We start from the raw sequence: 12,250 nt of genomic DNA, 5'->3' as shown, positions 1-12,250 counted from the left end.
ATTACCGGATCATCGCCAAATGCTCAGCGATCGGTCCAAGCGCCAGTGACGGGAAAAAGGTAAGCGCTCCGACTACAACAATCATCATCACCAGTATTCCGGCAAAAAGGGGTGTATTCGTGCGAAGTGTACCCGTTGTTAACGGAACTATCCGCTTGGTTGCCAGCGAGCCTGCTATGGCGAGCATGGCAATCATGGAAATGTACCTTCCCAGGAGCATCACCACACCAATGGCGATATTGTAAAAGTCCGTATTGGCATTCAGTCCGGCAAAGGCCGACCCGTTATTGGCAGCCCCCGATGCAAAAGCATAGAGCACCTCGGTCAGGCCATGCATGCCTGATTTCGAGATCGAGGCCACAGCTTCCGGTCGCATGAGCGCCAGCGCAGTGGGGGCCAGAATAATCAGGGGATGAATCAGCAGCGCAATCGATGCAAGCTTCACTTCTTTCCCCTCGATTTTTTTGCCCAAAAACTCAGGTGTCCGTCCGACCATCAGTCCAGAAATAAACACAGCCAGAATGACGTACAGCAATCCGTTGAGCAAACCTACTCCTTTGCCGCCAAAGACGTTGTTGAGCATCATTTCAGCCAGTGCCACCATTCCGCCGAGCGGAGTGAGCGACTCATGCATATTGTTGACCGATCCCGTTGTCGCAGCTGTGGTCACTGCCGTGAATAGCGCCGATTCGGATATCCCGAACCTGACCTCTTTCCCCTCCATGTTGCCTTGAACACCGACAGCATCCAGTGCGGGCACCCCGCGATATTCCGATACAAATACGGTTGTAAGCATCACCAGAAAAAGAAAGCTCATCGCCGCAAACAGCGCCCAGCCCTGCTTCCGGTTGTTCACCATCAGTCCGAAGGCATACACCAGCGCAGTGGGCAGCAGCATCATGCAGACAATGTGAACCAGATTCGCAAGCGCGGTTGGGTTTTCAAAAGGATGTGCCGCATTGGTTCCGAACCAGCCGCCGCCGTTCGTTCCGATGTGTTTGATCGACTCCAGCGAAGCAACAAGTCCGCGGGTGATCGTCTGCTCTGCACCTTCCAGCGTGGTTGCATTCACTGCCCCTGCCAGGGTCTGCGGTACACCCTGAAAGACCAGAAATAACGCCACAATGAAGCTTAGCGGCAAAAAGATTCTCGTTATCGACCGTACCAGATCGACATAAAAGTTTCCTAGTTCATCTCTACGACCTATCAATCCGCGTATGAACGCAATAGCCACTGCAAATCCCGTTGCAGCCGATGTAAACATCGGGAACGTCACAGCCAGCATCTGTGACAGATACGAGAGGGCACTCTCGCCCGTATACGACTGCCAGTTGGTGTTGGTCATGAAGGATACAGCCGTGTTAAACGCCTGCGCCGCAGGCATGTTGCTGATGCCATCCGGGTTGAGCGGCAAAAATTGCTGCAGCCGCAGCACCAGAAACATTAAAATCAGCATCACGAAGTTGGATATGAGCACGGCCGACAGGTACTTTTTCCAGCCCATCGACTCATTCTCCCGAACCCCCATCAATCGATACAGCACTCGCTCAGGTCCGCCAAAAATCCGGTCTAATCCGGTTCGCTGACCACCGAATACGTTCACCAGATAACTCCCCACCGGTTTTACCAGCAGTATAATAATCAGCAGTGTGACTGCCACTTGTAATAAACCGCTACCCATATCCATAGTTCCTCCCTAATCACGATCCGAATGAATCAGAATTTCTCCGGTTTCACCAGCACGTAGCCCAGATAGATCACGAGTGCCAGCACAATCACTCCAATGACGGTCACATGCATCTTCCCCTCTCCGGCCCCAGGCCCTAGGCTCTCTCACAGAATTTAACGAAACCCCAGAACACCACGAACAGCAGCACAACCAATCCGATCATCGCAGCATCGTTCACCGTTACCATTCCTCCCTCTCTCTACCGTTCTCCCAACCTGCTACGTGTAAAATCTTATACCGGAACGCTGTAAAAAGGGGGTAAAGAAATCCCTGCCAGGGTGTAAAAAAAGCGTAAAAATAGACCCGCTCCTTCGCCATGGGCTGAAGAAAACGGGTCTATCGGGTGGTATGATCTTTAACCAAAGGGGTTCTGCGTCCATTGCAGCAATCTCTTTTTCGTGATTTTGCCATGAGATGTATGTTTCATCACCTGCCCCTGGTCCAGAAGCAATACCTGCGGTGATTCGTGCTGAACCTCTGTCTCCTCCGCAATACGGCGGGAAAGCGGACGATTTTCAATGACTTTGACAATATGATAGTCCATCTGCTGTTTCGGGTCTGACGCATTCGAGCCCACAAACGCCATAAACTCTCTGTATGCCCTTGCACTGATTGGGCAAGTCGTGCTGTGCTTCAGGATTAGCACCGGATGATCTTCCGAACGTTGAAGCGCCTCTTCCCAGTCGTCTGGTTTGCGGAGTTCGCTGACATGTTCGCTTAGCAGATCTTCCATACCAGCATTTGTCCGTTTGCTAACCACCGAACCGATCACAACTCCGAGAGCCACGCCAAAAGCAATGCCAAGTGCAATCTGATTCGTAGCCGTACCAATGCTGACCCCAAGCGCAACGCCCACTCCAAGCCAAAGGGCCTGGTGATTCACTTTTTTCTCCATTCAGATCATCCTTTCTGGACAGAAGGCTGCGCCGCGACTCCCACCCGTTATCTTTAACAAATTATATCACAGGCGCCCGCGAGGGCGCTTTTATAATATGCATCCTCGGGTATATATTTGTGATACACTGATTGTAATTTGGAAACGATGAATGGAGAACCGATTGGAAAGGCGGAAATTTCGATATGACATACGCTTTTATGATTGAACCGCAGCATTACACCCCCTTCGAGAACGATGAAGAGCTCATTGAAAAATGCCAGGAGTGGGGCCTGCTTTCCGGAAAAGCAACCAAGCTCAAAACCTTCTACTATAAAGGAAACGGACTCAACGTGCCCTGTACCATCATTGGCTTTGTCGATCACATGGCAGCAGTCATTCAACTGGATAATGAACAGAAACACTGCATTCACCCCTCTTATCTAAAAGAGATGCAGGCGTCAAGCTATAACGTAAGATCCGTGACGGGAGCAGGAGCTGAGAAGGGAAATGAACCTTCTGCCGCATCCAATACAGAGGTGACGCCTCGCACTGAAGCTGTTTCGGTCGCTGATCCATTGTCTGACTCAAACGATATTCCATCCGATCTGAATGACATGGATATTGATGAAGAAGGAAGCCATTCCGGCCTGAAGGGAGATCCGGATGGGCTGGTCGAGGAATATGTGGGGCCTCAAGGCGGGACAAGCAGTGAAGCCAAACCGAAGGCGAAGACGGCCAGCAAAGCCAAATCCGTCAAGATTGACCTGCCTGAAGGCAAAGTAAAAATGACTGCGGTCGTGAAGGAATTTACAACAGTTCCCAACCACTTCTCTGATAATGACGATGAAGTCATCATCTATGAAGAAGTGGCGATTACCGAGCCTGAGCGCGTTGAGATTGGCGAAGCCTGGTCCAGTCACAGTGCCACGATGAAAAAGCAGGAGCTTGAAGTTGGCGATGTACTTACGTTTGAAGCAAAAATGATTAAAAAGAAACTGACTCGAAATCCTGTTCCCTATAAAATCAACAACCCGTCCAAGATACAGAAACAAGTCTAACCCAAAAAGACCTCCAGCTTGCATGATGAAATCAGGCACTGAAGGTCTTTGCTTTTTCAATGGTAAATCAAAGACCAATGGCTACGCTTGGCTGGGAGTACAGCTAATTTGGAACTGAACACCGTACTTGTCCGTAACCATGCCGTAGGCTGGGCTCCAGAACGTCTCCTGGATCGGCATTTTCACCTCTCCGCCTTCTTGCAGTCTATTGAAGATTTGTTTGGCTTCATCTGCAGTATCCGTATTCACGGTAACACTAATGTTGTTACCAATGACATGGGGCATGCCCGGGAACGTATCCGACAGCATGAGCACAGAGCCTCCAATTTGCAGGGAAGCATGCATGATGCGATCTTTGGCTTCTGGCGGAATCGGATGGTCCGGATTGGATGGACCTTCACCAAACGTCTGAATTGCCAACACTTCTGCGTTAAATACCTCTTTATAGAACGCTACTGCTTCCTGTCCATTTCCATCCGTTACAAGATACACATTCAAACTAATCGCCATGCGTTTTTCATCTCCCTATGCTCATGTTTTTAAACCATTCATGCCGCTTGCGACATGAGTATATATGACAGGTTGTCCTTTGACAAGCAGGTATTTCCTTTTTTAAGCAACACCCATTCCTCCCACATCTTATCCCCTGTTCTAGACCAGGCTGCCTGCATCAAATTACAAAAAAAACAACCACTCTCCCGATACATATGTCGGTAAAATGGCTGATATCAGGATCATATGGATTTATTCGTTTTGACGATGTCGTCAACCTCGCTTTTCAGCAACAGATACCTGTGTACGCTTCGCATAATTGGCACCTTGGTTAACTTGTTCTTATCCACGTACAGTTTCATTTGATCCTTGGATAAACCGAGCAAACTGCCTGCCTCCGAAACCGTCAGTACAACCGCGGGGTTTGTCGCATTAAATGTTTTCTTCACCTTCTGATTCCAGTCCTCGAATACCTGCATAGATCAGCGATCTCTCCCATCCATAGCCAGTACTTTCCCAGGCTGAATAGATTAAGTATACCATACTTGTGATGATCGTAACTTCATCCTTACATAGAACCAATTTATGTTAGCTTTGCGAGAGTATGCTCAGCAATGAGGACTGCATCAATATTGCCAAAAAAAAGGCGCCAAAAGAGCCACTTCCATATAAAGTGGCCCTGACAATGAAATAGAATAATTGCTTATGCTTCTTCCCAAAACCGGCGCAGGTTGTCCATGGCGATTTTGGATGCGGATTTGCATTCTTCCATGCCTTCAAATTCCACCGTGATGTTTCCGTCATAACCGGAATCCTTGATCAGCTTTACAATTTTGCGAATCGGAATATCCCCATGTCCAACAATGGCTCCACGCAGGAAATTACCATTGGACGTGGTAAACCACTCTCCTGCCCCCGGATGTTCGTCATACGGGCGGAAGTAGAAGTCCTTGAAATGCACCAGAGAGGCATAAGGCAGGTTCTTCATGACTCCAATTATCGGACTCTCATCCACACACATGAAGTTGCCGATATCCAGTGTGGTTTTGAAATTGGGCCGGTCCACAGCCTGCAGCACCCGCTGCACACGATCGCTCGCCTGAACACTGAAGCCGTGATTCTCAATCGTCGTTGTGATGCCAAACTGCGCGGCATAATCGGCAATAATCTGGCTTCCTCGAACCATGAGCGGCAGATGCTGCTCAAACCAGGCAATGGTCATGTTTTCCTTTGGCAAAGTAAATGCCGTGACGTCATGACGCATATGTTTGACACCCATTCGGTGTACCACATCGATATGCCTTTTGACCCGAGCCATCTCTTCTTCAAACGCCTCTTCGGTCTCCTGTACAAAGTTGGCTGGCATCGAGTAGTTGGACAGCTCAATGCCTGCGGAAGCCGCTCGCTCCCGGATCGCATCGGCAAGCTCATGGTTATCCTCCACCGTGTAGCCGTACGGGACCATTTCCATATGCTCACCACCATTTGCCGCAATCCAGTCGATCACATCCAGAACCGTCATTTCTCCCGACTTCAAATCGTTCAACAAGCTATACGTACTCAGGCCCACTTTCATCTTCTCAGCTCCCTAGCGGTATTGTTTGATGAATTCAACTGCTTTGCGGATGTCCTGTTCAGGCTGGTCGCCCACTTCACGTTCAATCGTCAGGTACCCTGTGTAACCAATCTCCTGAAGGGCAGCAAAGTAGCTGTCAAAATCCACACCGCCCTCTCCGAGCGGCACCTCGCGGAAAAATGTTCCCGACGATACCATTTCGGCAATCTTCTCATGGTCCATAGGCGCGTAACCCACCGCACCATATACATCCCTTGGATCCACTTCCTTCAGGCGCACGCCATCCTTCACATGGGTATGCACGATATAGTCCTTTAGCAAACGAGCACCTTGGACCGGATCATCGCCGGTCACCATCACCATGTTCGCCGGGTCAAAATTGACCGAAACCCCGTTCGTCGAGAGGGTATCCAAAAATCTCTTTAAGTCGGCTGCCGTCTCCGGTCCTGTCTCAATCGCAAAGTATGCACCAGCACTTTTGGCATACTGGCCCAGCTCTTCACAAGCTGCATGCAGTGTTGCATACACTTCTGATGCAGGGTCATGTGGAACAATTCCAATGTGGGTCGTAACGATATTGGTGCCAAGATCAAGAGCGAGATCAACGATTCGTTTGGACTTCTCCACTTTCCACAGATTATCTTCCTTCACTTGAAATCCATGGCCACCCAGATCGCCAACCAATGCTGAAATTTCCAGACCCAGAGAATCAATGTAACTTCTTAGCTCCTTGCGTGCCGCAGGCGACAAGTTTTCAGGATCCATCTCTCCCTTGACGGCATAGATCTGCACCCCTTCTGCACCCACATCCTTGGCTTTATTCAGCCCTTCACGTACACCTACTCCGAAGCTGTCCACGATTACACCGATCTTGTTCGTTAATGTCATGTCATGCCCTCCCGCTGAACTCGATTTTTATCAAACCAGGATACTGCAAGCCCTTCTTCAAAATATGCTCGCAAATGGTAGAGAAGCGACTCTACCTAATCATAACTAAAGTACGAATCGCCGTCACATCGATAAAGCAACTTGGTTACAGTATTCTACTTACGTGTATGTCCTACGTTGTCATCGCTATACCCGTCTATCCTCAATTTACGCATACAAGCTTCACCGATTTAATCTCATATGGTTTAAACGTCAGTTCGAATGTGCCATCCTGAGAAGCCAGTTGTTCGATTTCGTCCTCTAGCAGATTGATCATGGATGCCTTCACATGCTCATCTCTCCACTGAACCCGCACCGTCTCCCGACCTCCTGACGATTCATAGAAACGAAGTACCGTTCCCGAGCCATCTTCTGAAGCCTTAACCGTATCCAAAATGACATGCTCGCTCTGGTACTCAATCCAGGCATGTTCAGCAGGTAATACGCCCGCATGTCGCCCTGCTGCAACAGTCTGTACCGGATGATTCAGCTCCATCGCCCGACGAACGACCCCAGCTGTCCGCCAATCCCCCTCATGGGGCAATAATGAATACGTAAATTCATGCTCTCCCTGATCAGCATGTTCGTCCGGCCACTTCGGAGCACGCAGCAGGGACAGGCGAATCGTCTGATCCTTGATGTCGTATCCATACTTGCAATCATTCAGCAGGCTTACGCCGCTATTCCCTTCGGAGACATCTGCCCAGCGATGCCCGCAAACCTCAAACTGTGCCTGTTCCCAGCTCGTGTTGTTATGTGTCGGCCGTTCCAGCGCACCAAAAGGGATTTCATACGTTGCTTTAGCAGCTACCAGATCCACCGGAAAGGCAACTTTCAGCAGCTTATGACTTTCCTTCCAATTGACCTTCGTCTGGAAATCGACCCGTCGCTGGTAACGATAAAACACGATATCCTGGCTGATGTCCGAATCGTTCAGCTTCCAGTGAAACCGCAGTACATCCTTGGTCGCTCCTCGCTGTACGATCTCTCTCGAGATCAGTTGCACCTTGCCTGCAAGCTGAGATTCGAACCGGGGATCAATATCCCAGGCATCCCAGTAAGTTGGTTTGTCATGGAAAAATTGCAGCTCATTCGCCTTGTCCCCCGGCTTCAGCCAATCCCGCTGCACCGATTTGTCATACCACCTTGTGATCTCGCCCGATTCATTAAATTCAACCCTATAGAATTCCGTTTCCCATACGGAAGAGAAAGTCTCATCCATTAACACAGCCGGAACAGAATTCGTGTCTGAACGAAGCCATATCGTGGTGTAACCAAAAGCCGGAATGGAAGGAATAGCAACAGACAGAATCAGTACGTCTTCCTTTTGCACCAGATCACAATCCAGACGGTTCCCCTGCTGATCAAACGCCGCCAAACCACTTAGCTCAGCTCCACCGCTAATGGTCACCACTTCTTCGCGCTCCCAGCCCAGACTGTTGAAAAGGATATACGGCACACCGTCTGATCCTTCTGTTGCAATGCGCTCCGCAAGGTGGCCGAGGGTATTGTCCAAAGCCGATGTCCCCAGTTCAAATACCTTCGTGTACTCTTCCGTGGACGTGACATATGCTTCCGGGATGGACGTACCAGGGATAATATCATGAAACTGGTTAAGCATAATCAGCTTCCAACCCTCATCCAGGGTGCTCTTCACCCAATCTGCCTGAGCCCCGGCAAACTGCCCCCAAATCTCAGCGTCCCGATACAATACCTCTGCCTTGCGATTGCTTCGTTTATTTCGGGCATGAGTCGTATACGTTCCACGATGCAGCTCCAGATACAAGTCGCCATGCCATTTCGGCAGTGTCGGATTGTTGGTTGAAATTCCTTCGAAAAAGGCCTGCGCTGTACTGAATGTACTGATCGGCTGCCCAACCATGAACTGGGCCCGCTCCGCGAACTCGACCATCTCATGCGTAACCCCGCCCCCACCATCTCCATGTCCATAGAGCAGCATTTGCTCCGGATGAAGATCCTTCTGTTTATAGGATTGCCAGTGTTCATCCACATCCTTGGGCCGCGTATGTTCATTCACCCCATGGTTGAGATACGCCAGCACCGAGGTGCCATCAATGCCTACCCAGTCGAACAGGTCGTACGGAAACGCGTTCGTGTCGTTCCAATTGAGCTTGGTGGTCATGAAATACGGAATATTGGCGAGCTGCAGCATCTGTGGCAGGGAAGCACAGTAGCCGAACGTATCCGGCAGCCACTCGATGCTTGAGCGTTTGCCAAACTCCTCCTGATAGAAATTCTGTCCATACAAAATTTGCCTCACCAGAGACTCACCACTCGGAATGTTCAGATCAGGCTCTACCCACATGCCACCGACGAGCTCCCATCGACCTTCGGCAATACGAGCCTTGATCCGTTCATAGAGATCCGGATAATGCTCCTTTACGAAGGCATATAGCTGCGGCTGGCTCTGTGAATATACAAACCCCGGGTATTCGTCCATCAAGGTACACATTGTGGAGAAGGTACGGCTGGACTTGCGCACCGTTTCGCGTACAGGCCAGAGCCAGGCAATATCAATATGTGACTGTCCGACAAGATGCATGAAACCATCCCGTTGTTCTTCCGGGTCCTGTTCCTGTACGGATTGTGCAAGCGACTGCTCGAAGCGCTGTACCCACGCTCCCTCAACCCAACGCTTAGGCTCATTGTACATCTCATCCATAACCTGATGGATGGCACGAACCAGCCGATTACGCTTCAAGTCTTTCTCCGGCAGTGCCTTTAGCGATTCCGCAAGCACCGTAACGCTGTACATCAGGCTTTGCAAGGGACGATTAATATGTACCAGGGCTGCACGTATCCCACGGATCGGCGGCTGAATGACTGCTTGGCGATTCAGTGGGTCATGTGGTTCCGGAATGGGGTCATACAGTTCAATCTCCAGCAGCGGTGATGCTCCGACCCGGCTCTTGGGGAGTGGCACCAGCCAATGATTGCGATCCAGTCCGTGATACGGCTTGCCGTTCACCTTTAGCAGTCCTTCACCACCAGCTTCAAAGGTCAGTCCAATCGCATGATCCTCCCAATCGCTCGGGATCTGAAGAAGCTTACTCATGAAATAAGTTGTTCCGTGTGTGCTGTGAAGGGGATTCACAGATTGGGCAGAGGCTTCTTCCTGCTCCAACCGGTATTCTCCAGGCCGTATATATTTGGCCTTCTGCATCTGCCATTCTGGCAGCTCCACCTTCTCTAACCATTGCTGCTCAGCCATATCCTTTATAAAACGCCCAATACGAATCATGCTTGCCCCACCTCACTCTGCACTTGTAAACTGCATGCACTCCATTCCCTGGAGTTGCGACCAACCATCAAGCGAAACTTGCCTGGCTCCACCACCCACTGATGACGGGAGTTCATGAGTTGCAAATGCTCCGAATTTACGGGAAATGTGACGGTTTGGGTCTCTCCAGGCTCCAAATAAATCTTGCGAAAACCCTTAAGAGATATTTCGGGTCGGGTGACGGAAGCTGCTTCGTCCCTTATATAGAATTGCACAACTTCAGCTCCGGCGACCGTTCCGGTATTCGTGACTTCCACCTGAACCACAGCCTCTCCCTCCGGCTGGATGACTTCAGGAACAACCCTTACATGATCATATTCGAATTCGGTATAGCTGAGTCCAAAACCAAACGGATACTGCGGCTCCAGATCCATCTCCAGATATCTCTTGCCCCGGGTACGTCTGGCATTGTAAACCACAGGGAGCTGGCCCACATGCTTGGGAATGGAGATCGTCAGACGCCCGGATGGATTGACTTCCCCGAACAAAATGTCTGCAACCGCATTGCCGCCTTCTTGTCCCGGGTACCAAGCCTCCAAAATGGCATGGACATGCTCATCGATCCATGGCTCTGCAATCGGCCGCCCGTTAATGTACACGACAACCACGGGTTTGCCCAGCTTATGAACCTCCTGGACCAGTTCCAGCTGGACACCCATGAGATCTAGCGATGAACGATCGATGCCCTCTCCGCATTCCATATCATTCCACGGATCATCCGTAACAACCGATGCACCTGTCCGCAGGTCAATCGCACCTTCTCCAAAGTCGCGTGCGCTCGATCCGCCCATGACCATGACAATCACGTCGGCCTGTTCAGCACAAGCGAGGGCTTGGGCAAAGCCCTCCCTGGAATCGCCTTTGATCCGGCAGCCAGGCGCATATAATACGTGGTCCGCATCTGCACCAAACTTTCGGCGTATGCCGTCCAACACCGTAACGATCTGTCCACTCGGTTGTGGAGAGGTGTAGTCTCCCAGCTGGTTATACGTATGATTGGCATTCGGGCCAAGTACAGCGATCTTCACATTCGTCTTGCTTAGCGGAAGGAGGTCCTTCTCATTTTTGAGCAAAACAATCCCTTCCTGGGCCGCCTTTCTGGCCAGCTCCACATGCTCTTCACACCCAATCACCCGCTCTGCGAAGTCCGGATCAACAAAGGGCTGCTCGAACAGTCCCAATCTAAACTTCATCTCCAGAATCCGCCATACGGCTGTGTCTAGGTCCTGATTACGAATCAATCCTTGCTCCAGCGCCTGCGCCAGATGTTTACGGTACATGAATCCGGACATCTCCATGTCCACACCCGCTTGAAGGGATTGAGCTACAGCCTGCTCCCCGTTCTCGGCTGTATTGTGTCCGCTGACCAGCATCTGAATGGCACCAAAGTCGGTAATGACAAAACCTTCGAAGCCCCATTGTTCTCGCAAGAGATCATTCAGCAGATACGTACTGGACGTGCAGGGCACGCCATCAATTTCGTTGTACGCCGTCATGACAGAGCAGGCCCCGGCTTCCACCGCTTTTTTGAAAGGCAGCAGATCCACTTCATGCAGCTCCCGCAGGCCCATGTGTACCGGAGCCGCATTGCGTCCGCCTTCGGAACTTCCATAAGCCGCAAAATGCTTCAGCGTTGCGATAATTGTCCGGTCAGAATCAAGCCGGTCTCCCTGTAAACCCCTGATCGCTTCCACGGCCAGTTCGCCAATCAGATATGGATCTTCCGCAAAACATTCTTCGGTCCGTCCCCATCTCGGGTCACGCACTACATCCAGCACGGGTGAATAGGTTGCTGCCCCGCCTTGGCTGCGGGTCTCCACAGCAATTGCTTCACACATCTTGCGGTACAATTCCGTGTTCCATGTGCTCCCTACGGTCAGCGGTACCGGAAATACCGTGGCCCCGATTGCCATATGGCCATGCGAGCACTCCTCCCCAAACAAAATCGGGATGCCCAGACGCGAATTTTCAATCGCATAGCGCTGAATTTCATTGGTGGCCGCCGCCCCCTGCCTTGGGGTTAACCCTGTCTCCAGCGTAACTTCGGTCCACGGATCGGCACGAAGGACACCGTAGAGAGAACCAACGCCACCCTGCGCGATATTTTCTTTGAATTCCTCCGTAACCTGCACGGTGCCATCTGATTCTTTCCGGTACGTTTTCCAGCCCATCGGCTGGATCAGTTGACCGATTTTCTCCTCAGTAGTCATCTGCTCAAGTAAATTCTGTACCCGTTCGGGGACAGATAACGAAGCATCTCTATAATCCATGTGCACATTCTCCTTATGCA

10 protein-coding genes are annotated in these 12,250 nt (G+C 50.8%); 1 reads left to right on the top strand and 9 read right to left on the bottom strand.

Features of this window, described 5'->3' with window-relative positions; translation table 11 throughout:
- Window position 1 precedes the first annotated feature (1 nt).
- The 3 genes from kdpA to ytxJ all read right to left on the bottom strand — a co-directional run bounded on the left by kdpA (window position 2) and on the right by ytxJ (window position 2,624).
- Window positions 2–1,681, bottom strand: coding sequence for a potassium-transporting ATPase subunit KdpA (gene kdpA / locus AB3N00_RS27940; RefSeq protein WP_413037435.1), 1,680 nt, complete (start codon window positions 1,679–1,681; stop codon window positions 2–4).
- A 35-nt stretch (window positions 1,682–1,716) separates the two neighbouring features.
- Complete coding sequence (locus AB3N00_RS27935; RefSeq protein WP_175397151.1) at window positions 1,717–1,800, bottom strand: potassium-transporting ATPase subunit F; 84 nt, start codon at window positions 1,798–1,800, stop codon at window positions 1,717–1,719.
- 284 nt (window positions 1,801–2,084) lie between these two features.
- Window positions 2,085–2,624: a bacillithiol system redox-active protein YtxJ gene (ytxJ, locus tag AB3N00_RS27930; protein WP_413037434.1), complete on the bottom strand. Its 540-nt coding sequence runs from the start codon at window positions 2,622–2,624 to the stop codon at window positions 2,085–2,087.
- A gap of 185 nt (window positions 2,625–2,809) precedes the next feature.
- Here ytxJ and AB3N00_RS27925 point away from each other — a divergent pair, with 185 nt between their 5' ends.
- On the top strand, window positions 2,810–3,664 hold the full coding sequence (locus AB3N00_RS27925) for a hypothetical protein (RefSeq protein ID WP_413037433.1): 855 nt from the start codon (window positions 2,810–2,812) through the stop codon (window positions 3,662–3,664).
- 81 nt (window positions 3,665–3,745) lie between these two features.
- On the opposite strand, the gene AB3N00_RS27920 is transcribed toward AB3N00_RS27925, so the two are convergent.
- The 6 genes from AB3N00_RS27920 to AB3N00_RS27895 form a co-directional block, all read right to left on the bottom strand.
- Window positions 3,746–4,174 carry a VOC family protein gene (locus AB3N00_RS27920; RefSeq protein ID WP_413037432.1) on the bottom strand — a complete coding sequence of 143 codons (429 nt, stop codon included), beginning with the start codon at window positions 4,172–4,174 and terminating at the stop codon, window positions 3,746–3,748.
- Window positions 4,175–4,398: 224 nt separating this feature from the next.
- On the bottom strand, window positions 4,399–4,635 hold the full coding sequence (locus AB3N00_RS27915; RefSeq protein WP_175397113.1) for a DNA-binding protein: 237 nt from the start codon (window positions 4,633–4,635) through the stop codon (window positions 4,399–4,401).
- A gap of 224 nt (window positions 4,636–4,859) precedes the next feature.
- The gene (locus tag AB3N00_RS27910; RefSeq protein ID WP_413037431.1) at window positions 4,860–5,732 is read right to left on the bottom strand and encodes a sugar phosphate isomerase/epimerase family protein; all 873 of its coding nucleotides are present in this window, start codon (window positions 5,730–5,732) and stop codon (window positions 4,860–4,862) included.
- Between the two features lie 12 nt (window positions 5,733–5,744).
- Complete coding sequence (locus AB3N00_RS27905) at window positions 5,745–6,620, bottom strand: sugar phosphate isomerase/epimerase family protein (protein WP_413037430.1); 876 nt, start codon at window positions 6,618–6,620, stop codon at window positions 5,745–5,747.
- Window positions 6,621–6,822: 202 nt separating this feature from the next.
- Window positions 6,823–9,921 (bottom strand): alpha-mannosidase, encoded by a 3,099-nt coding sequence (locus AB3N00_RS27900; protein ID WP_413037429.1) that lies wholly within the window; start codon window positions 9,919–9,921, stop codon window positions 6,823–6,825.
- Complete coding sequence (locus tag AB3N00_RS27895) at window positions 9,918–12,230, bottom strand: glycoside hydrolase family 3 N-terminal domain-containing protein (RefSeq protein WP_413037428.1); 2,313 nt, start codon at window positions 12,228–12,230, stop codon at window positions 9,918–9,920. Before AB3N00_RS27895 ends, AB3N00_RS27900 begins: the two co-directional genes overlap by 4 nt.
- Window positions 12,231–12,250: the final 20 nt, after the last annotated feature.

It is taken from the genome of Paenibacillus xylanilyticus (assembly GCF_047246825.1).
Classification (GTDB): domain Bacteria; phylum Bacillota; class Bacilli; order Paenibacillales; family Paenibacillaceae; genus Paenibacillus; species Paenibacillus xylanilyticus_B.
The sequence above is the reverse complement of the archived record's forward strand: the minus strand, read 5'-3'. Positions and strand labels throughout refer to the sequence as shown.